The organism is Nonomuraea monospora, from assembly GCF_039531895.1.
Classification (GTDB): domain Bacteria; phylum Actinomycetota; class Actinomycetes; order Streptosporangiales; family Streptosporangiaceae; genus Nonomuraea; species Nonomuraea monospora.
Window position 1 is genome coordinate 1 of record NZ_BAAAQX010000075.1, and the last position, 26,781, is coordinate 26,781.

General features: G+C 72.3%; 22 protein-coding genes. 10 read left to right on the top strand and 12 right to left on the bottom strand.

From position 1 onward, the window contains the following. Positions 1 to 605 precede the first annotated feature (605 nt). The 4 genes from ABD331_RS59565 to ABD331_RS59580 form a co-directional block, all read right to left on the bottom strand. Entirely contained in the window at positions 606 to 1,541 is a 936-nt protein-coding gene (locus tag ABD331_RS59565; protein WP_344496297.1) for a CAP domain-containing protein, read from the bottom strand. Positions 1,542 to 1,636: 95 nt separating this feature from the next. After that, positions 1,637 to 1,768 (bottom strand): hypothetical protein, encoded by a 132-nt coding sequence (locus ABD331_RS59570; RefSeq protein WP_344496299.1) that lies wholly within the window; start codon positions 1,766 to 1,768, stop codon positions 1,637 to 1,639. Between the two features lie 364 nt (positions 1,769 to 2,132). Beyond that, positions 2,133 to 4,571, bottom strand: a complete 2,439-nt coding sequence (locus ABD331_RS59575; RefSeq protein WP_344496301.1) for a prolyl oligopeptidase family serine peptidase — start codon at positions 4,569 to 4,571, stop codon at positions 2,133 to 2,135. Between the two features lie 28 nt (positions 4,572 to 4,599). Continuing rightward, positions 4,600 to 5,400 carry a MerR family transcriptional regulator gene (locus ABD331_RS59580; RefSeq protein WP_344496303.1) on the bottom strand — a complete coding sequence of 267 codons (801 nt, stop codon included), beginning with the start codon at positions 5,398 to 5,400 and terminating at the stop codon, positions 4,600 to 4,602. Between the two features lie 173 nt (positions 5,401 to 5,573). Here ABD331_RS59580 and ABD331_RS59585 point away from each other — a divergent pair, with 173 nt between their 5' ends. From ABD331_RS59585 to ABD331_RS59600, 4 genes are all read left to right on the top strand, one after another. Beyond that, on the top strand, positions 5,574 to 6,506 hold the full coding sequence (locus tag ABD331_RS59585; protein ID WP_344496305.1) for a zinc metalloprotease: 933 nt from the start codon (positions 5,574 to 5,576) through the stop codon (positions 6,504 to 6,506). A 580-nt stretch (positions 6,507 to 7,086) separates the two neighbouring features. Beyond that, complete coding sequence (locus ABD331_RS59590; RefSeq protein ID WP_344496307.1) at positions 7,087 to 7,584, top strand: hypothetical protein; 498 nt, start codon at positions 7,087 to 7,089, stop codon at positions 7,582 to 7,584. Positions 7,585 to 7,796: 212 nt separating this feature from the next. Further along, positions 7,797 to 8,813 carry an AfsR/SARP family transcriptional regulator gene (locus ABD331_RS59595; protein WP_344496309.1) on the top strand — a complete coding sequence of 339 codons (1,017 nt, stop codon included), beginning with the start codon at positions 7,797 to 7,799 and terminating at the stop codon, positions 8,811 to 8,813. 76 nt (positions 8,814 to 8,889) lie between these two features. Beyond that, positions 8,890 to 9,339 carry a hypothetical protein gene (locus ABD331_RS59600; protein ID WP_344496311.1) on the top strand — a complete coding sequence of 150 codons (450 nt, stop codon included), beginning with the start codon at positions 8,890 to 8,892 and terminating at the stop codon, positions 9,337 to 9,339. Here the strand turns inward: ABD331_RS59600 and ABD331_RS59605 are convergent. Next, entirely contained in the window at positions 9,336 to 10,277 is a 942-nt protein-coding gene (locus ABD331_RS59605; protein ID WP_344496313.1) for a hypothetical protein, read from the bottom strand. The two genes, ABD331_RS59600 and ABD331_RS59605, sit on opposite strands and share 4 nt — an antisense overlap. Positions 10,278 to 10,427: 150 nt before the next feature. On the opposite strand from ABD331_RS59605, the gene ABD331_RS59610 reads away from it, so the two are divergent. Both ABD331_RS59610 and ABD331_RS59615 read left to right on the top strand, forming a co-directional pair. Further along, positions 10,428 to 11,840, top strand: a complete 1,413-nt coding sequence (locus tag ABD331_RS59610; protein WP_344496315.1) for an NAD(P)/FAD-dependent oxidoreductase — start codon at positions 10,428 to 10,430, stop codon at positions 11,838 to 11,840. 227 nt (positions 11,841 to 12,067) lie between these two features. After that, a complete protein-coding gene (locus ABD331_RS59615; RefSeq protein WP_344496317.1) occupies positions 12,068 to 12,751 on the top strand; it encodes a DUF3152 domain-containing protein in 684 nt (227 codons plus the stop codon). 139 nt (positions 12,752 to 12,890) lie between these two features. Here ABD331_RS59615 and ABD331_RS59620 read toward each other — a convergent pair whose 3' ends face one another. Continuing rightward, positions 12,891 to 13,466 carry a TetR/AcrR family transcriptional regulator gene (locus ABD331_RS59620; protein ID WP_344496319.1) on the bottom strand — a complete coding sequence of 192 codons (576 nt, stop codon included), beginning with the start codon at positions 13,464 to 13,466 and terminating at the stop codon, positions 12,891 to 12,893. 105 nt (positions 13,467 to 13,571) lie between these two features. Here ABD331_RS59620 and ABD331_RS59625 point away from each other — a divergent pair, with 105 nt between their 5' ends. The 3 genes from ABD331_RS59625 (at position 13,572) to ABD331_RS59635 (ending at position 16,511) form a co-directional block, all read left to right on the top strand. Further along, positions 13,572 to 14,360, top strand: a complete 789-nt coding sequence (locus ABD331_RS59625; RefSeq protein ID WP_344496321.1) for an SDR family NAD(P)-dependent oxidoreductase — start codon at positions 13,572 to 13,574, stop codon at positions 14,358 to 14,360. A gap of 89 nt (positions 14,361 to 14,449) precedes the next feature. After that, positions 14,450 to 15,571 (top strand): MBL fold metallo-hydrolase, encoded by a 1,122-nt coding sequence (locus ABD331_RS59630; protein ID WP_344496323.1) that lies wholly within the window; start codon positions 14,450 to 14,452, stop codon positions 15,569 to 15,571. 25 nt (positions 15,572 to 15,596) lie between these two features. After that, the gene (locus ABD331_RS59635; RefSeq protein ID WP_344496325.1) at positions 15,597 to 16,511 is read left to right on the top strand and encodes a pirin family protein; all 915 of its coding nucleotides are present in this window, start codon (positions 15,597 to 15,599) and stop codon (positions 16,509 to 16,511) included. Between the two features lie 6 nt (positions 16,512 to 16,517). Here the strand turns inward: ABD331_RS59635 and ABD331_RS59640 are convergent, their stop codons facing one another. Genes ABD331_RS59640 through ABD331_RS59660 form a run of 5 tightly spaced genes read right to left on the bottom strand, consistent with a single transcriptional unit; the run spans position 16,518 to position 23,593 of the window. After that, positions 16,518 to 17,471, bottom strand: coding sequence for an ABC transporter permease (locus ABD331_RS59640; RefSeq protein ID WP_344496327.1), 954 nt, complete (start codon positions 17,469 to 17,471; stop codon positions 16,518 to 16,520). Then, on the bottom strand, positions 17,468 to 18,442 hold the full coding sequence (locus tag ABD331_RS59645) for an ABC transporter permease (RefSeq protein WP_344496329.1): 975 nt from the start codon (positions 18,440 to 18,442) through the stop codon (positions 17,468 to 17,470). Before ABD331_RS59645 ends, ABD331_RS59640 begins: the two co-directional genes overlap by 4 nt. Then, positions 18,435 to 19,967 (bottom strand): sugar ABC transporter ATP-binding protein, encoded by a 1,533-nt coding sequence (locus ABD331_RS59650; protein WP_344496331.1) that lies wholly within the window; start codon positions 19,965 to 19,967, stop codon positions 18,435 to 18,437. The genes ABD331_RS59645 and ABD331_RS59650 overlap by 8 nt, the downstream gene beginning before the upstream one ends. Further along, on the bottom strand, positions 19,954 to 21,021 hold the full coding sequence (locus ABD331_RS59655; protein WP_344496333.1) for an ABC transporter substrate-binding protein: 1,068 nt from the start codon (positions 21,019 to 21,021) through the stop codon (positions 19,954 to 19,956). The genes ABD331_RS59650 and ABD331_RS59655 overlap by 14 nt, the downstream gene beginning before the upstream one ends. Positions 21,022 to 21,076: 55 nt before the next feature. After that, complete coding sequence (locus ABD331_RS59660; protein WP_344496334.1) at positions 21,077 to 23,593, bottom strand: PA14 domain-containing protein; 2,517 nt, start codon at positions 23,591 to 23,593, stop codon at positions 21,077 to 21,079. A 243-nt stretch (positions 23,594 to 23,836) separates the two neighbouring features. On the opposite strand from ABD331_RS59660, the gene ABD331_RS59665 reads away from it, so the two are divergent. After that, positions 23,837 to 25,855, top strand: coding sequence for a PQQ-binding-like beta-propeller repeat protein (locus tag ABD331_RS59665; RefSeq protein WP_344496336.1), 2,019 nt, complete (start codon positions 23,837 to 23,839; stop codon positions 25,853 to 25,855). Positions 25,856 to 25,896: 41 nt separating this feature from the next. Here ABD331_RS59665 and ABD331_RS59670 read toward each other — a convergent pair. Then, positions 25,897 to 26,781 (bottom strand): NHL repeat-containing protein (locus ABD331_RS59670; RefSeq protein WP_486348516.1); only part of this gene is annotated, 885 nt, incomplete at its 5' end.

A 26,781-nucleotide genomic window follows, 5' to 3' on the forward strand; every position in this document is an offset into this window, starting at 1 on the left:
CCCCGCCCGACCTGCCCGGCCCCGCCTGGATCAACAAGCCCAAGACCAACGAACCGAAGGACGCCACAGAGAAGACGACACAGAATTAGCCCAGCTCAACTGCCTTGATCAAATTGACAGGTTCCGTTGGGCAAGTTCTCCTGTCGGTGGCATGCCGCGGGCGACCAGGCGCGCGGCCGTCGGCGGGGATCCGGTTGAGGCTGGCGCGCTTGGTCTTGGCAGCCTCGAGGCTGGTTCGAAGTCCCTCGACCTCGCCGAGCCAGCCGTGCACACGGGCCCCCAGTGGTGCGGTCGCGCAGGTTGAGGATGATCTCCCCAAGGCGAGGCGCTTGATGGGGGGCGACCTGCAGAACAGGGCAGCGGATGTCCCGTGCTTGCACGGACTTCCGCAGGGCCGTTCCGCAGGTGCCGGGGAGCCCCTGCGCAGCTCGAAGTGCTGCTGCAGGTCGCGCCATTCCTGCTCGGTTGTTTCGCGGTGCTCCTCAACGGGGCGGTCTACTCGGCGGGTGGTCCGGTCAACGGTCCAGCGCCACCCACCCACTCACGCACGCTCCTGCGAACGCGAGCCGTGACACCACACTCCGAACGCATGTGGCGAACCGGCACTACCTCTGGCAGCGTCCGAAATCGACCACGAACGTGCCGCCACCACTCGCCGCCGCGCCCGCCGGGTCAGCAGCTCCCGCCGCCGCGCCCACACCGACGTCGGCCATGGTCGGGCTGAGCACGATCTGCCGGTGCCCGTACGTGCTGACATACACCCACCAGCGCACGGCGGCCCTCGGCGTTCCGGACCCGCCCCACCCGGTGTACGTGGTCTCCGCGTAGGCCCATGACAGCGGGTTCGGGCAGTAGCCGGCGGCGGTGATGCGGCTGCCGGGGGTGGAGCCGGTCTGCGGGTTGGTGTGCGAGTTCGCGCCCGGCCGCCACCACTTCAGCCGCGCCGCGGCGTCGGCGTGCGACTGCGCGGCCGTGTCCAGGGCGTTGTTGCGGGTGAGCGGACGGAGCCCGGCCTTGGCGCGCTCGGCGTCGATGAGGCAGAGCACCGCCTGGCGCACCATGGCGATGTTGCCGCTCTGCGGGGCCGTGTCGTAGTACGCCGCCGCGACGTCACACCCGATCCTCGCCTGAGCCGAGGCGCCCGCCACGCCGAGCGCCGCACCCTGCGCCGAGCCGAGTGCCGAGACGTCCGCCGTGTCGAGCCCCGTGGCATGCGCTGTGCCATGTCCCGAGGTGCCCACCTTGGCGCGTGCTACGGCAGGGGCGGCGCCGTGCGTCGTGGCATGGGCCGAAGCGCGGGCCGTGCCCGACACCGAGGCGTGGGCCGTGCCGTGCGCTGTGGCGTGGGCCGTGCCGTGCACCGAGGCGTGGGCCGGGGTGGTGAGGGCGGGAAGGCCGCACGTGATGGCGCCCGCCGTGGCCGCGGTCGCGAGGAGCCGGGTGGTGCGCCTGGCCCCCCTGGTGCGCGTGGCCCCGGTGGTGCGCTTGGCCCCGGTGGTGCGCTTGGCCCGGCCGCTGACGAATGGCGAAAGGTCGCTCATGAGGACCCCTTCTGGTTGGGTCCTCCAGTGATACGGCCGGTCCCCGGGCTCGGGCATGAGTAGTCCTTACTCAGATCCGGGCCTGCGCCCCGGGCTCACTCCCGGTTGTTGAGACGGTACGAGTAGATCAAGGCGACCAGGATGACGGCGCACATGGCGATGGTGAGCGCCTCCGTCGAGATCGCCGCCGCGACGAGGCACACCGCCCCCGCGGCGATGGACAGCACGACCACGACACCGTTCCTGCTGATGCGGGGCCCTTGCGGTTCGGGGCGCGGGACCGTAGTCGGTTCCGGTGGGAGGGGCTCCCATAAGGCGCCGCATTCTGGGCATTGCCACGGGCTGTGGCTCGTGGAGGCAGGGCGCATGCACTGGTGGTTCACTCGGTGCTTCCTTCGCGGTCTTGTCGGTGGCCGGTCCGCGCCGCGGGTCGGGTGGCGCTCACGGCCGTACGGTAGAGCATTGGAAGCGGTGAGGGGACGGGACGTCAGGTGGTGCCCAAGAGGTCGGAGCGTGAGGTGGTGGCCGGGAGGTCTGAGCGTCAGGTGTTGGCGAGGTCGGGTCGTGAGGTGGTGGGGGGAGGTCGGGGCGTCAGACGGGGAGTGGGGCGAGGTTCAGTTCGCGCATGACGAACGCCAGCCAGTACGTCTGCTGCTCCACGATCGTGCTCCAGCTCGCCCCGCCGTGCCCCGCCCCCTCCCACACCCTTAACAGCACGGGGTGCGAGGAGGTCGTCGCGGACTGGGTGCGGGCGGCGAATTTGCGGGAGTGCCAGGCGGGGCAGCGGGGGTCGTTGGCGCCCGCGTCCAGGAGGATGGCCGGGTACGGGGTGCCGGGGCGGACGTGGTGGTACGGCGAGTAGGCCATGAGCACGGGGGCGTCGGCGGGGTCGTTCGGGTTGCCGTATTCGGGCAGGGTCGCGGCGGTGCCGAGTGGGTCGCGGGTGACGCGCATCAGGTCGAGTTTCGGAGCGCTGCAGACCGCCGCTCGCCAGAGGTCGGGACGCTGGGTGACTGCCACGCCCGCGAGGAGGCCGCCGTTGGAGGCGCCCTGGACGGCCAGGCGGCCGGGGGTGGTGATGCCGTCGGTGATGAGTTGCTCGGCGATGGCGTACAGGTCGTTGAAGCTGTTCTGCTTGGCGTGCAGGCGGCCGGCCTCCCACCACTGCAGGCCGAACTCGCCGCCGCCGCGCACGTGGGCGTGCGCGTAGACGCCGCCTGCCTCGACGAAGGCCGCCAGCGGCCCCAGGTAGGAGGAGAGCTCGGCGATGTTGAAGCCGCCGTAGGCGTGGATGAGTGTGGGCTGCGGGCGTGAGCGGTCGAGGTCGGCGCGGTGGACGAGGGTGCAGGGGACCCGGGTGCCGTCGGCCGAGGTGGCCCAGACGCGGGTGGTGACCAGCCCCGGGAGGGTGTGGCCCGCGCCCTGGAGTTTGGTCAGGACGCCGGTGGCGAGGGCGTAGTGGTAGACCGTCGGGGACTGGGTGTAGGAGGTGTAGGCGAAGGTGATGGCGTCCTCGCAGCCGATGACCTGGTCCATCACGCCGAGGGCGACGACGCCCTGGGCGACGGAGCTCACCGAGCCCGGGCCGGGGAGCGGCACCTCGCCGAGCTCCTTGCCGTCGAGGTCGAGGATGCGGATGCGGGAGACGGTGTCGACCAGCTCGCCGAGCACCAGCCGGTCGCCTGCCAGCGTGACGCCGGTCAGGACGGCGTCGCCGCCCGGGATGAGCTCCGTCCAGGTGTCCGGGTCGCCGGGGCTGTCCAGGGGGATGCGGACCAGGCGGCCTCGGGGGGCGCCCGCCGTGGTGACGGCCACGTAGGAGTCGCCGACGAGCACGCCCTTGTAGAGGTGCTCGGTGTCGGTGATGAACTCGCGCCACTGCCAGGACGGTTCGTCCGGGGTTGTGGGCTCGTTGAGGCGGGCCAGGAAGTGGGGGCGGGGGCGCAGGTGGTCGACCTGGAGGACGGCCCATCGGCCGTCACGGGAAAGCTTGGGGATGGCGTACATGTGGGGGATGTTCAGGGGCTCGGGGGCGGTGGGTGGGGGTTGGCCGATGCGGTGGAAGAACAGCCGCCATCGCAGGGGCATCCGAGCCGCCGCGCCGGGCCTGGCTGCCTGGCCCGCGCCGGTTTCCTTGCGAGAGCCCCCGCTGGCGTCCCGGCCTGAGCCCGCGCTGGCGTCCTGGCCTGGGCCCGCGCTGGCGTCCTGGCCTGAGCCCGCGCTGGCGTCCTGGCCAGAGCCCGCGCTGGCGTCCTGGCCGGACCTCGCATCGGTTTCTTGGACGAAGGCCGCCCTGGCCTCACGCCTCACGCCGGTTTCTCCGACTGCGCTTGCACCGGCTTCTTGGGCAGGGTCCGCCCCCGCCGCACGCCTCACGCCGCCCTCCTGGCCCGAGCCCGTCCCGGCAGCACGCCCCGCGACGGCCCTGGGTTCCTGGTCGGCGGGGTCGGGTTCGGCGTTGGCCATGTAGAAAAATCCAGTGGCGTCAGGCAGCCAAGCCACCAAGCCGGGTCGTTGTTGCGGGACGCCGTCCAGCAGCACCTTCCCCGTGTCGATCTCGATCACCTTGAGCTCGGGCAGCTCCCGGCCGGACGCGTCCAGCGAGTACGCCAGCAGCCGCCCGTCAGGTGACGGCTGCGGGCTGATGCGCAGCGGAATGCCGCCCTCGGACAGCTCGTTGAGGTCGATCACCGTACGCCAGGGCCCGGTGACCTCGTCGGCCACCTCCAGCACCATGAGGTCGCGCCCGCCGGGGATGCGCCCGCGGAACCAGCGCGGCCCGTGGCGGACCGGCACCACGAGGTTGCGGGCGTCCATCTGCTCGACCAGCTCCCCGACGCGGGCGGCCAGGCGGTCGTGGTGCGGCCAGGCGTGTACGTAGGAGCGGGCCAGCTCGTTCTGGGCCCGTTGCCAGGCGGCCACGCCGTCGCCGTCGTCGTCCTCCAGCCACTCGTAGGGGTCGTCGAACACCAGCCCGCCGACCTCGTTCCGCTCCGGCCGCGCGGGAGCGGCGGGATACGTCATGCTCATTGCTTGCTCCTTGGCGATCGTCGCGCGGTCAGGGGGCGTCGGGTGTCTGTCTGGCGCGCTGGAAGTACTCCATGAGGGCGGGCAGGTCGTCGGCCTCCAGCCAGTCGATCTGGCGGCTCATCTCCGCGCTGAGCTGGGGGCCGGCCCTGCGCCACAGCGCCATGCCGGCGTCCTTGAGCTGCTCGTCGACCTCCTGGTCGCCCACCTGGAGGCTGGTCGTCATGGCCTCCCAGCGCGTGGCCACCTCCTGCACCTGCGGGTCGTCGACCGGGGTGTCGGCCAGCATGAGGCGGCGGGCCTCGCGCAGCAGGGTGAGCATCTCGGTGCGGTAGTCGTCCATGCGGCCCTGGCCGAGCTCCGCCCTGCGGCGCGCCAGGTGGTCGCGCAGCTCCTGGTCGAAGTACGACTCGTAGACGGAGTGCAGCTCGAGGGCGGCCATGACGCGTTCGGGGTCGGGCATGATGGCCTGGTCGAGCATCGTCATCAAGCCGCCGATCCGTTCTCTGAGCTGCTCGATGCGGACGGCCTGCAGGTCGAGCTCGGCGAGCTGGGCGGCGAGCAGCGCGCGCAGCGCGCCGAGGTCGTCGGACGAGCGGTCGAGGACGCGGCCGATCTCCTCCAGGGTCAGGCCGAGCCCGCGCAGCGCCCGCACGCGGTAGAGGCGGCGCAGGTCGGCCTCGGTGTATCGGCGATGGCCCGACATGGTGCGCTCGCCGGCCGGGACCAGGCCGATCTCCTCGTAGTGGTAGAGCGTGCGGATGGTCACGCCGGTGGCTTTGGCCAGCTCACCGATGCTCCACCGGCGCTCGCCGTGGTCGTTGGGAGTCACGGGTATGACGGTAGGACCTACCGTGGCGGGAGGTTCAAGTCGTCACTCCTAGTGATTGAGTGACTACGTGCCGGGGTAAGGGTGCAGAAAGCCAAACATCCCCAGCGGGGTGGCGCGGCGTCCCCCGATCCCTCCGGCGTACGCCCCCCGCGGCCATTCGAAAGGGAGCCCCCGTGCCCAATGACGCCCGCTGCGCCACCATGCCCGTGCACCACCAGCTCATCGCCACGTCCCCGCGCTACGCGGTCGCGCTGGCCGCCATCGAGAACGAGACGTTCGCCAGGAAGAACGCCAGAGCCGCGGCCAGGGAGGAGGTGGTGACGATCCCCATCGTGGTCCACGTCGTGCACCACACCCCCGAGCAGGACATCACCCAGGAGCAGATCGACAGCCAGCTCAAGGTGCTGAACGAGGACTTCCGGCGGGCCAACCCCGACGTGGACAAGGTGCCCGAGGTGTGGCGTGACCTCGTGGCGGACGCGCGGCTGGAGTTCAAGCTGGCCGACACCGACCCCGACGGCAACCCCACCAACGGCGTCGTACGGAAGGAGACCAGCGTCGAGTCGTTCGACGCCGACCACGGGGTCAAGCTCGGCGACCGGGGCGGGTCGGACGCCTGGCCCGCCGACCGCTACCTGAACGTGTGGGTGTGCGAGCTGAACAACGCCCTCGGGTACGCCACGTTCCCCGGCGGGCCCGCCGAGATCGACGGGGTCGTGATCCTGCACCGCGCGTTCGGTACGACCGGGACGGCCGAGGCGCCGTACGACGGCGGGCGTACCGCGACCCACGAGATCGGGCACTGGTTCAACCTGCGGCACATCTGGGGGGATGATGGTGACGGGTGCTCGGGGAGCGACTTCGTCGACGACACTCCCAATCAGGGCGGGCACAATCGGGGCACGCCTACCTTTCCCAAGGTGAGCTGTGACAACGCGCCTCATGGGGACATGTTCATGAATTACATGGACTATGTGGAGGACGCGTCCATGTACATGTTCACAACGGGGCAGTCGGAGCGGATGGACGCGGCGCTGGCGGGGCCGCGGGCGTCGTTCCTGTCGCCGCAGCTGAGGGAGAGTATGGGGGTTGGTACGCCTGCTTGATGCGCTTGCGGGCCGCGGGGCCGCGCCGCCCGGTGCACGGGTGTGGCGTCGCGTCCGGTGCGAGGGCAGGACGCCGCGGCCGGTGCACGGGCATGGCGAGGGCAGGACGCCACGCTCGGTGTGCCGGCAGGAGGCCACGTCTGGTGCGTGGGGAGGGCGTCGCGTCTGGTGCGCGGGCAGAGCGCCCCGCCCGGTGTGCGCGCAGGATGCCACATCTGGTGCGGGGCAGGACGCCACGCTCGGGCGCGGGCAGGGCACCACGTCCGGTGCGCGGGCAGAGCGCCCCGCCCGGTGTGCGGGAAAGGGTGCTGTGCTCGGGGCGCGGGCAGGATGCCGCCCTCGGGCGCGGGCAAAGCGCAACGCCTCGTGTGCGGAGAGGGCACCACGCCCAGTGTGGAGCCCGGCCGTCACTCGGCGGCCGGCGTCAGCGCAGGGCCCGACCGGGGCGGTGCTCGGCGTGCCGCGCCGAGTCAGGCGAAGCGGCGCTCGTCGTCCCGCGCCGAGTCAGGCGAGGCGGCGCTCGTACAGCGCCGTCGCGAATCCCCCGATCCCCCGCCGGTTGCCGCGTTAGGCTCGGCGAGTGCTGCCAGAAAGCACCCGACGAGCCGTCCCCCGTCCGGGCCCCGAGCCCAGGCTCAGCCGGGAGAAGATCGTCAAGGCGGCCGTCGAACTCGGCATCGAGCAGGTGTCCATCGGCGCGGTCGCCGCTGCGCCCGCGAGTCTCTACTGCTACATCGACAGCCTCGACGACCTGGTGGCCGCCGCCGTCGAGACGGTGCTCGCGGCGACGCCGTTGCCCTCGCCGGAGCGGGGGTGGCGGGCGTACCTGGAGGAGGAGGCCGGCATCCGGCTGCACCTGCTGACCCGTTACGCCGGGCTGGTGCCGGAGGGGGCGGCCGGTCTGGCGGGCGTGGCGGGCCGCCGGTTCGAGCAGCTCGTTCAGGGGCTGGTCGGGTTGGGGTTTCCGGTTGAGGAGGCTGTGCTGGCGGTCGTCGGGGCGCCGCGCGAGCACTTGGCGCGCAAGCTCGGCCTGGTGCTCGACGGCATCGCGGCCCGCCACACGACCGCGTCCCCGTAAGCCTGGCCGCGCCGCACGGCCAGCTCGCCGTAGTCCCGACTCGGCCGCACGACCGCATCCCCGAAGCCCTGGCCGCGGCGTACGACTGCGTCCCCGTGACCACGTACTCCACAGGGCCGGTTCTGAAGACGCCCTTGCTACGGCGCGGGGTGTAGTGGAGTGAGCGCCGAGCGGCGGATGCCTCGCCGCGACCGCGCCGCGACAGTGAACGCATGGACGGAGGAGGTCTGAGCATCGCGTTACTGGGACCGCTGGAGGTGCGGCGGGACGGGGCGCAGGTCCGGCTGACCACCGGCAGGCTGCGGGCGCTGCTGGCCGTGCTGGCGGTGTTCGCGGGCGACGCGGTGACCGTGGAGCGGCTGGCGCGGGCCCTGTGGGGCGAGGAACTGCCGGCCAACGCGCGGCGCAGCGTCCAGACGTACGTCGCTAGACTGCGCCGGGCGATCGGCCGTGCGGCGATCCGCACGACGCCGGACGGTTATCTGCTGGACGTCGCGCCCGGCCAGGTGGACGTGGTGCGCTTCCGTACGCTGGCGGCCGAGGCGGGCAGGAGGCGTGGGACGGCGGCGGAGCGGCCCCTGGTGGAGGAGGCGGGCCGCCTGTGGCGTGGCGCGCCGTTCGAGGGTGTCGAGTCGGAGTGGCTGCGCGCGACCGTCTCGCCGACGCTGTACGAGCTGCACCTGAGCGCCGTGGAGCGGCGGGTCGATCTGGGGCTGGCCGAGGGCCGTCACGGCGAGCTGGTCGCGGAGCTGCTCGGCCTGGCCGCGCGTCATCCGCTGCGGGAGTCGTTGTGGGGGCGCCTGCTCGTGGTGCTCGGCAGGAGTGGACGGCAGGCTGAGGCATTGGCCCTGTACGAGCGGCTGCGCCGCCGCCTTGCCGACGAGCTGGGCACCGACCCTTCGGCCGAGCTGCGCGGCATCCACGCCGCCCTGCTGCGGCCAGGCCCGGCGGAGGAAACGCCGCAGGTGACGGTATTCAGGGGCCCGGCGGAGGAAGCGCCGCAGGTAGCGGTGTTCACCGGCATGCCGGAGGAAGCGCCGCAAGTGACGGTGCTCACGGGCGTGGCGGAGGAGGCGCCGCAGGTGACGGTGTTCGCGGGCGTGGCGGAGGAGGCGCCGCAGGTGACGGTGTTCGCGGGCGTGGCGGAGTCGTGCGCCGGGATGTGTGTGATCTCGGGACGGGCCGGCGGCGGCCGCCGTTTCCTGGCGGTCGTGTGGAGCCCGGTGTAACCGCGGGCACAGGCAGCGGGACGGGCGCCGTCCAGGATGGGTGATCGGATTCCCTCACACAACGGAAGGTGCCGCCGTGCGTCTGCTCGCAGGGTTGACGATGAGTGCCGTGCTCGCCGCCGGGCTGCTGACCGCCTCGCCCGCCATGGCCGCCGAGGCCGTGAAGTTCGCCGCGGACTCGGGTGACACGTGCCGCCGCGGGGTCGCGGAAGGCACGCTCGAACGGTACGACGGGCCGGTCATCCATCCCGTCGTCAACGTGGAAGGCTTACTGTCCGACGAGGCGCTCCCGACCATCTGCTTCCCCGACAACCTCCACTCCACGGTCACGATCGCGGGTTACCGGGGCGCCGACCTCGTGGACTCCGAGACGTACAAGGCGGACAACGAGCAGGTCAAGTTCGCCTTCGAGCTGTCCAACGGGCTGCTGAGCATCGACCGGGTGGTCGTGCAGGTGTGCCGGTTCAGCAACTCGCCGATCGGGATCAGCTACTGCGGGACGGCGCAGGAGTACAAGATCCCCTAACCGGGGGTCACGATGAGGGCGCCCGACAGCCCCTCGGGAAAGACCCAGACGTGCCGGCCCGCGGCGATCATCAGCGCGGGCGGCGCGTCCAGAGCCAGGCCGATCGGGCGCAGCGCGGCGCCCGCGGCGGGGGCGAGCGCGAACAGGTCGCGGACGCCGCCCACCAGCACGCCGTTCGCGCACACCAGGAACGGCACCGGCCCCTCGGGGGCCCGCACGAACCGCCCCGGCTCGCCGGACCACGCCGACACCCGCAGCAGCCCGCCCGTCACGCTGATCCATAACGATCCGGCGCACACGGCCATGGCGCCGCGCCTGCGCCGTCCGAGCTCCACCTCCTTGGGGCCGCCGCGCAGCACGTCGTCGCGTTTCGACGTCCACCACAGCCGGTCGCCCTCCACCGCGCACGCGTCCAGCGCGGGCAGTTCCAGCGGCTCGCCGAGGACGCCGGGCTCGGCCAGCCTGCGCGCCACGCCGTCGCCGACGGCCCAGATCGCGCCGCCGCCCGCGACGACCCGGCCCGTGAAGCGTGCGCTCGCGGTCTCGGTGCCGGACGGGTCCAGCCAGTGGACGTGGTCGCCGGTGGCGCCCGCCAGTGTGCCGGTCGGGAGCGGGTCCGGGGCCGGTGGGCCGGCGAACGCCCTGGGCACCAGGACGGTCTCCGCCAGCGTGCCCGGCACCGGCCCGATCCCGGCCACCGTTCCCGGTACGGCCGCCAGGGACAGCCACTCCGGCATGGTCGCACCCTGCCTGGCACCGCCCAGCGCGCCACTCGCCCCGCCGCCCAGCGCGCCGCGTGCCGTGCCGCCCTCCAGGGGACGGCCCGACGGCGTGTACACGCGTACACCGTCGTCCGCCACACACCAGACGGTCGACCCGTCGGACGCGGCCGCCCGGACGGGGCGCGGCAGCTCGATCCTCGTGACGGCGACGTCCATGCGCTGAGACTAGACCCCACGCCCGCAAGCCGGACAGTCATGATCGCCACCCTGTCCCAGGCAGCGAGAAGACCGTGACCGGGTATACCGCTCGGCAAGTGCAGGATCCGGTCGTCGGCCCAGGTCAGCCCGGCTGCGATCATTGTGACCATGCGTGTAGTGGTGATCGGGAGCGGCATCGTGGGGGCCGGCGCGGCCTACCACCTGAGCCGCCGTGGCGTGTCGGTGACCGTGGTGGACGCCGGCTGCCAGGGCGGGGCGACCCAGGCGGGCGCGGGCATCGTGTGCCCGTGGGTGGACCATCCGGAGGACGACGACTGGTACCGCCTGACCCGCGAGGGCGCCCGCGCCTACCCGGCGCTGGTGGAGGAGCTGGGCGAGGACATCGGGTACGCCAAGGTGGGCGCCCTGCTGGTGGCCGAGGACCCAGTGGACCTGGAGCCGGTGCGCACGCTGCTGCGCCGCCGCCACGCCGGCGCGCCCGAGATGGGCGACGTCGTGGACGTGGACACGCCGACCGAGCTGTTCCCGCCGCTGTCGGACAACCTGAGCGCGCTGCTCGTGCCGGGCGCGGCGCGGGTGGACGGCTGCTCGGTGCGGGACGCGCTGCTGCGGGCGTGCGTGGCGCGGGGCGCAGTGGTTCGTACGGGCATCGCCGCGCTGACCCCGGACGGCCAGGTGCTGCTTCACCAGGCGGACGCGGCGAACGGCACCCGGAGGAGCCCGGCCGTGGCGGGCAGTCAGGCGGACGAGGGCCAGTCCGGCGGTCCGGCGGGCACGGGCGCGTTCGCCGGACCGGGGGATGGGGACGCGTTCGCCGGTCAGGTGAACGAGGGCGGGTTCGCCGATCCGGCGGGCGGCAACGCGTCCGCCGGTCGGGTGGACGAAGGTGGGATCGCCGGTCGGGCGGATGAAGGCGAGTACGGGTCGTGGCGGCAGGCCGCCCCGATGGCGGCCCCGCTGGCCACGCCGCTGGCCGCCGCCCGCGCGCACGCGCCTGCCGCGCCCGCGAGTATGGAGGCGCTGCGGCTGGCGGGTGAGGGTGTTCCGGTCGAGGCCGACATGGTGATCGTGGCCGCCGGGGCGTGGACCGGGGAGGTGTGCCGGCCGCTGGGGGTGGAGCTGCCGGTCTTCCCCAGGCGCGGCCAGATCCTGCACGCCACCATGGAGGGCGTGGACACCGCGTGGTGGCCGATCATCCTGCCCAGGGTGGGGCCGTACCTGCTGGGGTTCCCCGACTCGCGGGTGGTGGTCGGCGCGACGGTCGAGGACGTGGGGTTCTCGCCGCGCGTCACGATGGGCGGGCTGGACGAGGTGATCGAGGCGGGGCTGCGGGTGGCGCCGGGGCTGTTCAACGCGACGGTGACGGAGGCCAGGGTCGGGCTGCGGCCCGTGTACGCGCCGGGCCGGGCTCTGATCGGGCGGTTGACCGATCGGGTGGTGGTGGCGACGGGGCTGAGCGCGTACGGGCTGACGGCGGGGCCGTTCACGGGCGAGATCGCCGCGGCGCTCGCCCTCGGCGAGACACCGCCGATCGACATCACACCGTACGCGCCCGCGTGAGGCCGCCGATCGGCAGAGTGAAGCCGCTGATCGGCAGCACGCCTTACACGTCCACATGGAGCCGCTGATCGGCGGCACGTCTCACACGTCCGCGTGGAGCCGCTGACTGACGGCACCCCTCATGCGCTCGCCCTAAATCGGACTTTGGGCACCCCGGCCCCTCAAGCAGGACAAGCGGCAACGTAGCATCGGATACCTCCCCACCGTGACGATGTGGGGAGGCCGCCTTGCCGTTGCTCGCGTTGCTCCTGCTCCTGCTCGTGGCAGCCGCCGGATGCGCCTCCGCCCCGCCCGCACCCGCGCCCGCGCCACCGCCGCCGCCTCCCAAGACCGCGCCGCCGCCGAAGCCCATCGCACCGGCCCCGGAGAAGGTGCGGGTCCCGCAGTCGGCCTCCGGACGGTACGCGGTCGTGAGGGGTGGCGCGCCCGCGAGGCCGGGGCGGGGCCGGGTGATGCGGTATCTCGTCGAGGTGGAGCGCGGCCTGCCGTTCGATCCGGCGGAGTTCGCGGCAGAGGTGCACCGCACGCTGAACGACGTACGCGGCTGGGGTCGTTTCCAGCGGGTGGATCACGGGCCGGTACGGGTGCGCGTCGCGTTGTCGAGCCCCCGCCTGACCATCCGCCAGTGCCTGCCGCTGCGCACGGGCGGTGAGCTGTCGTGCTGGAACGGCCGCCGGTCGGTGATCAACGCGTTGCGCTGGGCGGAGGGCGTCCCGCAGTACGGCGGCGACCTGGCGGCCTACCGCCGGTACCTGATCAGCCACGAGGTCGGCCACGGTCTGGGGCACCACCACCGCAGTTGCCCGGGCCCCGGGCGGCCCGCGCCGGTCATGGTGCAGCAGTCGAAGTCGCTGGGCCGCTGTCGTCCGAACCCGTGGCCGTTCCCGCACCGCCGCCCGGACGGACGTTAGCCGCAAGCAGACGCTGGCCGCAGGCGGGCCAGGCCGAGAGCCGCGAGCAGGCGTCGGACGCAGACGGCCAAACCGAGAGCCGCAAGCGGGCGTTGGACGCAGGCGGGCCAGGCCAAAGCGCGGGCGTTCGCGGCAGGGATCAGGCCAGGCCCGGCCCCGCACCGACCCCCCGCAGCAACGTGTCCACCACCCGGGTGGCCAGGGCCTCAGGGTCGCCGTCACGTTCCTGGCTCGCCTCATGGCACAGCGCGTAGTAAACCCGCCTGGCCCACAGCGGATCCACGTCCCCCCGCAGCACCCCCGCCTCCTGCGCCCGCCTGAACAGCCGCTCGCACCGCACGTCCACGTCGGCGTGCACCCTGGCCACCTCGGGATCGTCCGACAACGCCCGGCTCATCGCGAACCCCCAGTCGAGCTTGACCCGCAGCACGTTCGCGGTCGCCTGGTAGAGCGCGACCAGCGGCGGCGCGGTGTCGGGCCGGGCGGCGTCGATGGCTTCGGCGAAGCGCCGGGTGGCCCAGGCCGCCATCGCGTCCACCAGCGCCTCGCGGGAGGCGAAGCGCCGGTGCACGGTGGTGCGCGCGACCCCGGCCGCCTCGGCGATCTGCTCCATGCTGGCCGCCGGGTTCCTGCTGAGGACGCGTTCGGCCGCCTCCAGGATCGTGCGCACGGTCCGTTCGGCGTCGGAGCGCAGCGGGCGCGTCGTCTCAGTCACAGCACACAGGGTACGGCATCGTCCCTGTTACATCCGAACTTGCGTCATCGGTGTTGCAAGTTCTAGATTGACCGCATCAACGATGATGCGATTGGGAGAACAACCATGGACATGCGACTAACCGGCAAGACCGCCGTGGTGACCGGAGCGAGCAGGGGCATCGGGCTCGCCATCGTGCGGGCGCTGCGTGCCGAGGGCATGCGCGTGGTGGCCGCCGCGCGGACGGCCACCCCCGAGCTGAAGGAGACCGGCGCCGTCGTGGTGACGGCCGACCTGTCCACCGCCGACGGGCCCAGCAGGGTGATCGAGCAGGCCGTGGCGGAGCTGGGCGGGATCGACGTGCTGGTCAACAACGTGGGCGGCGGTGACTCGGCGACGGATCTGGTGGGCGGGTTCCTGACGGTGGGCGACGAGGTGTGGCGCGAGGTCCACGACCTCAACCTGCTCAGCTCCGTCCGCGCCACCCGCGCCGCCATGCCGAGCCTGCTGCGGCGGGGCGGCACGGTGGTCAACATCTCCTCCAACAGCGCCAGGGTGCCCGGCGCGGGCCCGATCGCGTACGCGACGGCCAAGGCGGCGCTGACCGCGTTCGGCAAGGCGCTGGCCGAGGAGTTCGGCCCGCAGGGGGTGCGGGTCAACACCGTCTCCCCCGGCGCGGTGCTGACCGCGATGTGGCAGGCCCCCGACGGTTACGGCGCCGCGGCGGCGCGGGCGTACGGGGTGGATCACGAGCAGTTCCTGGCGGGGCTGCCTGCGAACGTCGGAATGACGACCGGTAGGTTCATCGAACCGGACGAGGTCGCCGCTCTGGTGACATGGCTGGCATCTCCGCATGCCGGAAGCGTGACCGGCGCGGACTACGTCATGGACGGTGGGGCGATCAAAACAGTCTGACCTATCGCGATATATCGTACATAGGGGAACACCGGGGAGTCCCGTCCGGTTGGAGCGGGACAGACGAACATTCCAGGGGAGTGTGGGCGATGGCAAGAATGCGGACGGCACGGCGGATCCTGGTGGGCGGCGCGGCCCTCGCCGCGGCCGGATGGGCGCTGCGTGAGGTGCCCGCCGAGCTGGGCGTGCGGCCGCTGACGTCGGGGCCGGACCGGGCGGCGCGGATACGGCGCTCGCCGCAGTTCAGGGACGGCGCGTTCGTGAACACGATGCCCGAGCAGACCACCCTCGTGAGCAGGCCGCCGGTCGGCGTGCTCGGCGAGCTGGCCAAGGACAAGGAGCAGCGCCGCCCCGCCGGCCTCGTCCCGCTGCGCGTCCCGCCGACCGACCCGCCGCCCGCCGACGGCGTCCGGGCCGTCTGGTACGGCCACGCCTCCACGCTGGTCGAGATCGAGGGCAAGCGCGTGCTGTTCGACCCGGTGTGGAGCAGGCGCCCCTCCCCCTCGCAGCTCGTCGGCCCCAAGCGGCACCACCCCGTGCCGGTGGAGCTGGGCGAGCTGCCCGAGGTGGACGCGATCGCGATCTCCCACGACCACTACGACCACCTCGACCTGGCCACGATCCGCTCGCTGACCCGCACGCAGAAGGCGCCGTTCCTGGTGCCGCTGGGCATCGGGGCGCACCTGGAGCGGTGGGGCGTGCCCGCGTACCGGATCATCGAGCTGGACTGGGACGAGGAGGCGCAGGTCGCCGGGCTGCGCTTCGTCGCGACGGCCGCCCGCCACTTCTCCGGCCGCACCTTCGCCCGCAACGACACCCTGTGGGGCTCCTGGGTCGTCGCGGGCCGGAACAGGCGGGTCTTCTACGCGGGCGACTCCGGCTACTTCGAGGGGTACCGCGGCATCGGGTCGGCGCACGGGCCGTTCGACCTGACGCTGATGCCGATCGGCGCCTACAGCCCGGCCTGGCCCGACGTCCACATGAACCCGGAGGAGGCCGTCAACGCCCACCTCGACCTGGGCGGGAAGCTGCTGCTGCCGGTGCACTGGGCCACGTTCACGCTCGCGCTGCACCCGTGGGCGGAGCCGGTGGACCGGCTGTGGCGGGAGGCCAAGGCCCGCGACGTGCGGATCGCCGTGCCCCGGCCGGGCGAGGCCGTGGACGTGTCGGCGGCCCCGACCGTCGAGGGCTGGTGGGAGATGCTGCACTGACGGGACGGGGACGTACAGTTCTGCCGTGAGCAACCTGGAGCTTGACCCGCGGGAGATCCGCTGCGGCGGCGCTGAGATCAACGGCCGCGAGGTGCTGGAAGGGCGGGACGTGCCGCTGGGCGGGCCGCGCGCGATGGCCGTCAGCAGGACGCTGCCCGGCGTGCACCGGCGCATGATCGGCGCCTGGTGCTTCGTGGACGCCTACGGGCCGCAGCGCTCCACCATGCGGGTGCCGCCCCACCCGCACACCGGGCTGCAGACGGTGAGCTGGCTGGTCGAGGGCGAGGTGCTGCACCGCGACAGCCTCGGCACGCTGCAGGAGATCCGCCCCGGCCAGCTCAACCTGATGACGGCCGGGCGCGGCATCTCCCACTCCGAGGAGTCGCCCGAGACGGTGCTGCACGGCGTGCAGCTCTGGGTGGCGCTGCCGGATGCGTCGCGGGGCGTCGAGCCGGGCTTCGAGCACCACCCGTCGCTGCCGGTGCTGTCCGGGCCCGGCTTCTCGGCGACCGTCGTCATGGGGACGCTCGGCGGGGTGACCTCGCCCGCCACTGCCTACACGCCGCTCGTCGGCGCGGAGGTCGTGGTGGACGGCGACTGCGAGGTGCCGGTGGATCCGGCGTTCGAGCACGGGCTGCTGCTGCTCGACGGCGAGGTGGCGGAGGTGGAGCGGGGGCCGCTGGTGTACCTGCCGCCGGGCCTGGGCGGGGTGCGGTTGTCGGGGCGCGGGCGGGTGATGCTGATCGGCGGGGAGCCGTTCGGTGAGGAGCTCGTCATGTGGTGGAACTTCGTGGGGCGATCCCACGACGAGATCGCCGCCTTCCGTAAGGAGTGGATGGAGGGCGGAGGGTTCGGCGTCGTCGAGGGCTTCGATGGGGCGCCGCTGCCCGCGCCCGTCCTGCCCGGCACGCGACTCAAGCCACGCGGCCGGGTCCGTTGAACCCCCTCAGGTGAGCCGCTGGGCCTTGCTCAGCAGCCGCTGCGCCACCACCACCAGCGCCAGGAACACCCCGCTGACCACCTGCTGGAACGCCGAGGTGAGGCTGCCCACCTGGTTGATCAGGCTCTGGATCACCCCCAGCAGCAGCACCCCGGCGACCGACCCGCTGATCCCGCCCGCGCCGCCGGTGAGCAGCGTGCCGCCGATCACCACGGCGGCGATGGCGTCGAGTTCCAGCCCGATCCCCAGAATCGTCACCCCGGACGAGAGCCGGGCGGCGTTGAGCGCGCCCGCCAGCCCGGCCAGCAGCCCCGACATGACGTACACGTACACCTTGGTCCGCACGACGGGCACCCCCATGAGGGCCGCCGCCTGCTCGTTGCCGCCGATGGCGTAGACGTTCTGCCCGAAGCCGGTGCGCTGCAGGAGGACCATCGCGATCAGCGCCAGGCCGATGGTGACGTAGACGGGGTAGGACAGGCCGAGCACCTCACCCTGGCCAAGAGCGGCGAAGGCCTGATTTTTCACGAGATAGGTGGTGGCGCCTTCGTCCGAGATGGCGAGCATCAGCCCGCGGACGCCCAGCAGGCCCGCCAGCGTGACGATGAACGGCGCCATCCCGGTCCGCGCGATCACCAGCCCCTGCAGCAGCCCGACGACGCCGCACACCGCCAGGGGCAGCAGCAGCGCCACCAGCAGCCCGTACTGGGAGCCGTAGGCCGCGAGCACGCCGCCGAGCACGAACAGCGACCCCACGGACAGGTCGATGCCGCCGCTGATGATCACGAACGTCATCCCGATCGCGATGATCGCCAGGAACGACGACGACACGACCACGCTGGCGGCGTTGGCAGGGGTGGCGAAGGAGTCGAAGGCCAGGCTGCCCACGACCACCAGCAGCCCCAGCACCATGACGGCGCCGTGCTGCTGGAGCAGGCGGCTGGTCTGTTCGCGGTTCATCGGGTGCCCCGCTTCCTGGTGGCGTAGACGGCGGCCAGGATGATGACCGCCTGGACCATCTGGGTCCACGACTGCGGGAGGTTGTGCTTGATCAGCGTGGCCGCGAGGAGCTGCATGAGCAGCGCGCCCATGACCGTGCTGAGCACCCTGATCCGGCCGCCCGTCAGCGGGGTGCCGCCGACCACGACGGCGGTGATCGCCGACAGCTCGATGAACAGGCCGAGCGAGGTCGGGTCGCTGGCCTGGAGGCGAGCGGTCGCCAGCACCCCGGCCAGGGCCGCGAGCAGGCCGGAGATGACGTACACGGTGAGCAGCACCCGCTTCACGGGCAGCCCCGACAGCTCGCTGGCCGACCGGTTGCCGCCGATCGCGACCACCTGCCGGCCGAACGTGGTGCGCCGCACCACGAACAGCACGATCACCGTCAGCGCCGCCGCGATGAGCACGATCACCGGGACCCCTGCGACGGAGCTGCTGCCCAGCGCGATCAGGCCGGGGTTGCGGAACTCGACGAGCTGCGGCACCAGCACGTTGGCCAGGCCGCGCACGCCGACGAGCAGCGCGAGCGTCGCCACGATGGGCTGCACCCCGACGTAGGCGACCAGCGCCCCGCCCGCGGCCCCCACCACCGCCCCGCCGATCACGGCCACGACGAGGGCGGGCAGCCAGCCGTACCCGAGGTAGAGCACGGTCAGCGCGGCGGCCAGCGCCATCACCGAGCCGACCGACAGGTCGATGCCCTGGGTGCCGATGACCAGCGCCATGCCCAGCGAGACGATCACGATGGGGGTGACCTGGACGAGCTGGGTGCGGAAGTTGGCGGCGTCCAGGAAGTGCGGGGTGAACAGCACGTTGAACAGCAGCAGCGCCAGGACGGCCGCGTACACGCCGTAGTCCTGCACCCAGGCGAACACCTGCGGCTTGAGGAGGGCGACGCGCCCGCCACCCTGACGGGAGGTCAGCTCAGCCATTCGTCTGCTCCGCGATCGTGGCCATGATCCTCTCCTCGGTCACCTCGTCGCCCGACAGCTCGCCCACGACCGCGCCCTCCCGCAGCACGAGGATCCTGTCGGCGCCCTCGACCAGCTCCTCCAGGTCGGAGGAGATCAGCAGCACGCCGAGCCCCTCCCCGGCCAGCTCGTCGATCAGCGCCTGCACCTCGGCCTTGGCGCCGACGTCGATGCCGCGGGTGGGCTCGTCCAGCAGCAGCACCTTGGGCCGGACGGCCAGCCAGCGGGCCAGCAGCACCTTCTGCTGGTTGCCGCCGGACAGCTCGGAGACGAGCTGGTGCGGCGAGGCGGCCTTGATCCTCAGCCTCCGCATGAAGATCTCGACCACCCGGTCGATCTTCGCCTCGGACACCACCCCGGCCCTGCCGAGGGCGGGCAGCGCGGCCAGGGCGATGTTCTCGCGCACGGACAGGGTGGGGATGATGCCCTCGGCCTTGCGGTCCTCGGGCAGCAGGCTGACTCCGGCCCTGATGGCCGCCGCGGTGGAGCCGCCGCGCAGCGGCGCGCCGGCCACGAGCACCTGCCCGCCGTCCAGTGGCAGCGCGCCGACGATGGCCTTGGCCGTCTCGGTACGTCCCGCGCCCAGCAGGCCGCCCAGGCCGACGACCTCGCCCGGCCTGACGCTGACGTCCACGCCGTCGAGCACGTGCCGCCTGGTCAGGCCGCGCGCCTCGACGGCCGGGGCGCGCCCGTTCGCGGCGGAGCCCCGGGAGAAGCTGGTCAGCCCCTGGGTGCGCACCTCGTTCAGGTCGCGGCCGAGCATGAGGGAGATCAGCTCGATCCGCTCCAGCCCCGCCAGCGGCCCGGTGTGCGCCAGGCGGCCGTCCCGCAGCACCGTCACCCGGTCGCACACCTGGTACAGCTCGTCGAGGCGGTGGCTGACGTACATGACGGCGATGCCGTCGTCGCGCAGCTTCCTGATCACCCCGAACAGCGTCTCCACCTCGCGCGGCTCCAGCGACGAGGTGGGCTCGTCCATGATGACGACCCGCGCGTCCACCGACACGGCCCGCGCCAGGGCGACCATCTGCTGGGCGCCCACCCCGAGGGTCCGCAGCGGCCGCCGGACGTCGGTCTCGACGCCGTACCCGGACAGCACGCGCTCGGCCTCGCCGTACATGGCGGCGGCGTCGATCACCCCGAACCGGCCGCGCGGCTCGCGGCCGAGCAGCAGGTTGCGGGCCACCGACATCATGGGGACGAGGTTGACCTCCTGGTAGATGGTGGAGATGCCGGCGCGCTGCGCCTCCATGGGGGTGCCGAAGGCGGCGGGGCCGCCGCGGTAGCGCAGCTCGCCGCCGTCCGGCTGGTAGACGCCGGTGAAGACCTTGATCAGGGTGGACTTGCCCGCGCCGTTCTCGCCGACCAGCGCGTGCACCTCGCCCGGGTGGAGGGCGAGGGACACGTCGTCGAGGGCGAGCACGCCGGGGAAGCGCCTGCTGATCCCCCGAGCTTCCAGAACCGGTTCCAACTCAGTACGCCTCACCGAGGGAGTCCTTGGCGTTGGCCGTGGTGTAGTCCCGGTCGGAGATGATCACCTTGTCGGGGATGGCCTCTCCGTCGAGGAACTTCCGGGCGGTCTCGAAGGCGAGGGGGCCGAAGCGCGGGTTCGACTCGATGACCGCGTACAGCCAGCCGTCGGCGATGCCCTGGACGGCGCTGCGGGTGCCGTCCACCGAGACGATCTTGATGTCGCCCGGTTCCTTGCCCGCGCCCTTCAGCGCGGTGACCGCGCCCAGCGCCATCTCGTCGTTCTCGGCGTAGATGCCGTTGATGTCGGGGTTGGACTGGATGAGCTGCTCGGTGACCTGCTGTCCCTTCTCGCGGGCGAACTCGCCGGTCTGCTCGAAGGAGATGGCGATCTCGGGGGCCTTCTCCTTGACGCGGTCCTTGAAGCCGTTCGTGCGCTCGGTGGTGACGTTGTTGCCGGGCGCGCCGAGCAGGATGGCCACCTTGCCCTTGCCGCCGAGGGCCTCGATCATGCGGTCGGCGGCGCGCTTGCCCTGCTCGTAGAAGTCGGAGCCGATGAACGTCAGGTAGTCGCTGCACGCCTTGGCGTTGATCTTGCGGTCGACCGTGATGATCGGGATCTTCTTGGCGGCGGCCTGCTGGAGCACCGGCTCCCAGCCGTCGGAGTTGAGCGGCGCGATCACCAGCAGTTGCACGCCCTGGGCGATGAGCTGCTGCACGTCGGTGATCTGCTTGGAGAACTGCGACTGGGCGTTGGTGACCTTGAGGTCGGCGATGCCCAGCTTGGCGGCCTCGTCCTTGATCGACTTGGTCTCCGCGATGCGGAACGGGTTGGCCTCCTTCTCCGACTGGGAGAAGCCGACCGTGGCGGCCTTCAGGTCGAACTTCGTGCCGCCGAACTGCTGGAGCGTGCAGGTGGGCCCGGCGGAGCCGGTGGGGCTCTGGACGACCTGCTGCCCGGCGGTGCTGGTGGCGGCGGGCGCGGCCTGCGGCTCCTCCGCCTTGGCGCAGGCCGCCGCGGTGAGGAGGACGGCCAGCGCCAGGGCTGCCGTCCGGATGTGGGGGGTCATCGCGGTTCCTTTCCTATCAGGTGCCGGGCCACGAGAGATCCGGACTCGGCGGAGATCAGCTACAGGCGGGGTTGATCGCGCTCGTGAGCGCCTTGTGCGCGGCGGCGACGCGCTGGACGTCCGGCTTCGTGATCGCCCTGTCGTACGTCATGAGGCCGTTGATCTCGGTCTCGACGTCGGTGGTCTGCGTGTAGATGGCGGCGCTGAGCTGCTCGCAGGCGTGCAGCCTCGCCAGTTCCTCGGCCATGTTCACGTACCGGGTGGTGAGGGCCTCGGGGTCGGGCTCGACCGCGTAGCCCCAGCCGCCGCCCGACCAGGTGTGGCCGACGACGGGCAGGGCCAGGCCGCCGTACTCGCCGATGACGTTCGCCCTGCTGCCGGACGGCTTGCCGGGGTTGCCGGGGCCGGGGTAGATGTGGAAGTCCTTGACGTCGCCGTTGCCGCCGTCCACGGCGCCGCAGCAGTTGATCCCGCTCATGTTGTTGACCAGGCGGGAGGGGTCCCAGCTCTTGACCAGGTTGGCGATGCGGGCCTGGTCGTACTGGCCCCAGCCCTCGTTGAAGGGCACCCACATGATCACCGAGGGGCTGCTGCGGTGCTGGTCCACCAGCTCCTTCAGCTCCGCCTCGTACTGCGGCCGGTCGGTGGTCCTGAACGCCGCCGGCATGTCCTGCCAGACCAGCAGGCCGAGCTTGTCGGCGTGGTGGTACCACCGGTCCGACTCGACCTTGACGTGCTTGCGGACGGCGTTGAAGCCGAGCGCCTTGGTCTGCTCCAGGTCGTAGCGCAGCGCCTCGTCGGTGGGCGGGGTGTAGATGCCGTCGGGCCAGAAGCCCTGGTCGAGCGGGCCGATCTGGAAGATCGGCTGGCCGTTGAGCAGGATGCGCCAGCCGGAGACGGAGATGGAGCGCATCCCGAAGTACGACTCCACCTTGTCGTTCCTGAGCCTGACCTCCAGGTCGTACAGGTGGGGGTCGCCGGGCGACCAGAGCTTGGGGTTCGGCACGGGCAGGCGCAGCTCCTTGCCGGTCTCGCCGCGGACGGTGCCGACGACCCTGCCGCCGTCCCTGGCGATCACGGTGGCGGTGGCGGGCGAGCCGTGGACGGTCACGTACAGGGCCTGGCCGCGCAGGTCGGGCTCGGTGTCCACGCGCTCGACGTGCTCCTTGGCGACCGGCTCGATCCAGACGGTCTGCCAGATGCCGGACACCGAGGTGTACCAGATGCCGCCCGGGTTGAGCCGCTGCTTGCCGATGGCCTGGGCGCCGTTGTCGGTCGGGTCGGTGACGCCGACGACCAGCTCCTGCGCGCCGGAGCCCTTGAGCGCGCCGGTGACGTCCACGCTGATCCGGTCGTAGCCGCCCTTGTGGGTGGCGACCTGCTTGCCGTTGACGTAGATCGTGGCGTCCCAGTCGACGGCGTCGAGGTGCAGCATCAGCCGCTCGCCGCGCCAGGCGCGCGGCACCTCGAACGTCCTGCGGTACCACATGCGCTCCTCGTGCCGGCCGATGCCGGACAGCTGCGACTCCACCGGGTACGGCACGACGATCTGCTCGGCCAGGTCCTTGCCGATGGGCGCGGCCTCGCCCTCCTTGGCCGGCGCGAACTGCCAGACGCCGTTGAGGCTGCGCCAGCGTTCGCGGGCGAGCTGCGGCCTGGGGTACTCGGGCAGCGGGTTGTCCCTGTCCACCTGGTCGGTCCACTTGGTCTTGAGCACATAGGTGGAGGCGTTGACCACGTGGGCGAACGGGTAGGCGGCCAGCGGGGTCCCGTCGGCGTAGGTGAGGCCGCCGTTGCCGTCGTAGGAGGTGCGCACGGTGCTGCCCGCCTTCGACGGGACCTGGGCTCCCAGCTTGAGCTCCACGGTCTCCGGGCTCTTCTGCGTCGCGGAGGTGACGGGCCAGGCGGCGGCGCCGACCGTGACGGCCAGCTTCTCGTGCGCGCCGGCGGGCAGGGCGGCCAGCGGCTTGGCGAAGGTGAGCGTGGCGACGTCGCCGGCCGCGTTCAGCCGGGCGTCGTACGGCCCGTCCGGCTGGAAGTCCGCCGGGACGGTGAGCGCGTCCACGGGCACGATCGCCTTCGGCTGGCTCGGGCTCTGCCAGCGCAGGCGCAGGTTGGCGCCGCCGAAGTGCTCGAAGTACTCGACCTTGATGTCGTGCTTCTTCCCTGCCTCCAGGGCGATCGGGGTGCCGGTCTGTTCCTTGTCCCAGTCGTCCACCCAGTGGTCGATGACCGGCCGCCCGTCGATCCACAGGCGGAAGCCGTTGTCGCCGATCATCGAGAAGGTGTAGGTCTCGGAGAACTCGGCCGTGATCTGTCCCGTCCACCGGACGGTGACGTCGTCCTCCCGCCCTGTCAGCAGCTTGAACGTCGGGTTCAGGTCGGCCATCTCGAGGTTCGGGTCGATGATGCTCGCCTTGAGCTCGGCGAAGTCGAACTTGCCGGCCGCCGAGGCGAGGTAGTAGTCGCCGCGCAGCCCGTTCCGCTCGGGGAGGGCTGCCGAGGCTGGTGCCGGAAGCTGCCATAACACGGACATCAAGCCGGCCAGCAGCAACGCGAGGCGCTTACGCACGGGGGGTCCTTTCGGAGGGCGCCGATCAGGTTCGGACAGCTTTTGACCCTGACAAGCTCCAAAGTAAGCACCGGCGGACGCAGATGGTCAAGATTTCCGATCAGATTCGTTCTAGTTCGGTCAAAGGTGAACCGGCAGCGCCGCCGCCTCCTCAGAGACCCCCGTGGAACGCATTTCCGGGATTAGTTCCTTTGCCGTAATTGCCTATTGCCAGCACAGCTCGCCCGTCCTTAGGTTTCGGTCATGACCCTAATCAGACGCTTAGTGGCGTGCGGCCTGGCCGCCGCCCTCGCCGTGCTCGGCGCCGCCACCCCGGCGGCGGCCGGAGCACCGCGTGTGGAGGATCTCGGCGTCCCCCTCCAGGACGTGCTGCTGATCGGCGGCGTGGTGGCGCCCGGCCCCGGAGGGCGGACGGTGCTGTGGGGCGCGTCCTCGGGCTCCCCCGCCCACCTCAACGCCCTCGATCCCGCGACCGGGGCCGAGGTCGCCAGGTACGACCTGCCGGGCGCCGGAGGCTCATGGGCCGTGGACGCCGCCCAGGACGGCAGCGTGTACGTCGGCACGTACGGCGACACCGTCTCCGGCGGCCGCCTCTACCGCTGGACCGGCCAGGGCGGCGTCCAGGACCTCGGCATGCCCCTGGCCGGGCAGAGCTTCGTCTGGTCCGTGGCCGCCGGCGAGGGCGGCACCGTGTACGGCGGCACCTCGCCCGGCGGCCGGCTGTTCGCCTACGACCCGGCGACCGGCGTGCGCGACTACGGCAGGCTCTCGCCCGCCCACTCCTACGTCCGCAGCGTCGCCTACGCGAACGGCAAGGTCTACGCCGGCACCGAGGCCCCCGCCGCCGTCTTCGAGATCGACGCGGCCACCGGCGCGAGCAGGCAGCTCCCCACGCCCGAAGGCCTGGACCCGGCGAACCAGTGGGCCTACGACGTGAACGTCGCCGGGAACCACCTCTACGTCCGTTACGGCGGCGCGAGCCCGGGCCCGCTGCGCGTCTGGGACATCGCCGCCGGCCGGTGGACCGGCGCGCTGGAGTCCGCCCACGGCCTGGACGTCTCGCCCCCGGACGCCGACGGCGCCGTCTACCTCGTCAGGAGCGGCGAGCTGGTCCGCTACGACCCGGCGACCGGAGCCGTCACGGGCACCGGGATGCCGTTCACCGGCCGCGTGGCCAACACGCGCGGCATCGGCTGGGCCGAGCTGGGCCTGCCCGACTACCCGGGTAAGAGCGTCGTCGGGCTGCTCTGGCGCGGCCTGATGTTCCGCTACAACCCGCAGACCGGCGCGAGGTCGTTCGTGCAGACGGCGGTCAGGGGCGAGCCCATCGAGGTGACGACCCTCGCCCAGGGCCCCGACGACCGCATGTACGCCGGCGGCTTCCTCAACGGCGGCTTCGCCGCCCTCGACCCGGAGACCGGGCAGCGGACGGAGTTCCACACCTTCTCCCAGAGCGAGGCCATGGTCGCCCACCAGGGCAGGCTCTACATCGGCGCCTACCCCGAGGCCAGGGTCTACGCCTACGACCCCGCGCTGCCGTGGAACAGCACCGAGTACTCGCCCAGCCCAGAGCCGGGCCACCAGCCGAACCCGGCCCGGCTGTTCGACTTCGCCGCCGACAAGCAGATCAGGCCCCGGGCGCTGGTCTCGGCGGGCCGCTACCTGGCCGCGGGCACCATGCCCGACCTGGGCCACCTCGGCGGCGTCCTGGCCGTGTGGGACCCGCGCACCGGGACGCTCAAGCACGCGCAGCGCGACGTCGTCCAGGACCAGAGCATCGTCTCGCTCGCCTACCGCGACGGCGTCCTGTACGGCGGCACGTCCATCTACAGCGGCCAGTCGGCCACGCCGCCGACGCAGCAGGAGGCCAAGCTGTTCGCCTGGTCGGTGAAGGAGGACCGGCTGCTGTGGGAGATCGTCCCCGCTCCGGGCAAGCCCGCGATCCCGGCGCTGACGTTCGACGCCCGCGGGCGGTTGTGGGGGATCGCCGGCGGCGAGGTGTTCGCGGTCAGCACGGCCGCCCGCGAGGTGGTCGAGCGGGTCACGCTGTCCGGCAGCAGGAGCGCCGGCGGGCAGCTCGCCTACAACCCGCGCGACCGCAGGCTGTACGGCGCGCACGCCGGCCAGGACGTCTTCTCCCTCGACCCGCGCACCGGGCGGCACACCGAGCTGCGGCAGGGCCCCGTGCAGCACCTCGCCGTGCACGGGAACGGCGACGTGTACTTCGCCGAGGGGCCCCGGCTGTTCCGCCTGACCCGCTAGCCCGCGACCGCGTGCCCCCTGGTGAGGGGGCACGCGAGGGGTCACGCGCAGATCCGGTAGGTGTAGAAGTTCTCGTAACGCGACAGGTAGAGGTGCCCGTCGGGGCCGAGGGCCAGGTTCGAGACGGGGCGGACGATCTGGGTGAACGCCATCGTCGCCGGATCGATCCGGTACGCCTTGCCCTGCACCTTGCCCCACAGGGAGCCCTGGTGGAAGACGAGGTGCGTGTCGAGCCAGACCTGGGTGGCGCCGGCCCAGGGGTAGGTCTGGTGCTGGACGGACCTGACGGTCCGCCCGGTGGCCGGGTCCAGCTCGAACAGCCTGTCCGGGCTCAGCCCCCACAGCCGCCCCGCGTCGTCGAAGGTGATCGAGCCGAGCGCCAGGTCGCCGGCGACGGGGGTGGTCCGCCACAGCACCGTGTCCGTGGCGAGGTCGTACGCGAACGCCGCCGCCTCCCCCGCCGGCGTGCTGGTGCCGCCGAACGCCGAGGTGGCGCCGTAGACGATCCCGTCGCGGTAGGCCAGCCCGATGACACTGTGTCCCGGCACGATGTCCCGCTTGATCACGCTGCGCCCGGTGGCCGGGTCGAGCAGGCCGAGCACGCCGCCGTGGGTGCCGGCCTTGGGCACGGTGCCGAACGCCAGCCAGTCGCCCGCGGAGACCATCGCGAAGGGGCGGTCCTGCTCCTGGGCGCCGAGGTCGAGCAGCAGCTTCGGCTGGCTGCCCGTCCACTCGTAGACGCGGGCGCCCGGGTAGACGCCGAGGTAGAGCTTGCCCTTGTGGGTGACGATGCCCTCGCTCTGGCCGACCTCGGGCCAGAACTCCGACTCGCCGGTGGCCGGGTCGTAGGCGGCCAGGCCGCCGGTGAAGAAGCCGCCCGCGTACAGGCGGCCGTCGGGGCCCGCGCCCCCGGCGGGGGCGCTGGC

Excerpts from the sequence above, each read along its gene's own strand:
- ABD331_RS59565 (WP_344496297.1), bottom strand. The coding sequence starts at position 1,541 with ATGAGCGACCTTTCGCCATTCGTCAGCGGCCGGGCCAAGCGCACCACC.
- ABD331_RS59575 (WP_344496301.1), bottom strand. The coding sequence starts at position 4,571 with ATGAGCATGACGTATCCCGCCGCTCCCGCGCGGCCGGAGCGGAACGAG.
- ABD331_RS59595 (WP_344496309.1), top strand. The coding sequence starts at position 7,797 with ATGGACGGAGGAGGTCTGAGCATCGCGTTACTGGGACCGCTGGAGGTG.
- ABD331_RS59605 (WP_344496313.1), bottom strand. The coding sequence starts at position 10,277 with ATGGACGTCGCCGTCACGAGGATCGAGCTGCCGCGCCCCGTCCGGGCG.
- ABD331_RS59610 (WP_344496315.1), top strand. The coding sequence starts at position 10,428 with ATGCGTGTAGTGGTGATCGGGAGCGGCATCGTGGGGGCCGGCGCGGCC.
- ABD331_RS59625 (WP_344496321.1), top strand. The coding sequence starts at position 13,572 with ATGGACATGCGACTAACCGGCAAGACCGCCGTGGTGACCGGAGCGAGC.
- ABD331_RS59630 (WP_344496323.1), top strand. The coding sequence starts at position 14,450 with ATGGCAAGAATGCGGACGGCACGGCGGATCCTGGTGGGCGGCGCGGCC.
- ABD331_RS59640 (WP_344496327.1), bottom strand. The coding sequence starts at position 17,471 with ATGAACCGCGAACAGACCAGCCGCCTGCTCCAGCAGCACGGCGCCGTC.
- ABD331_RS59645 (WP_344496329.1), bottom strand. The coding sequence starts at position 18,442 with ATGGCTGAGCTGACCTCCCGTCAGGGTGGCGGGCGCGTCGCCCTCCTC.
- ABD331_RS59655 (WP_344496333.1), bottom strand. The coding sequence starts at position 21,021 with ATGACCCCCCACATCCGGACGGCAGCCCTGGCGCTGGCCGTCCTCCTC.
- ABD331_RS59665 (WP_344496336.1), top strand. The coding sequence starts at position 23,837 with ATGACCCTAATCAGACGCTTAGTGGCGTGCGGCCTGGCCGCCGCCCTC.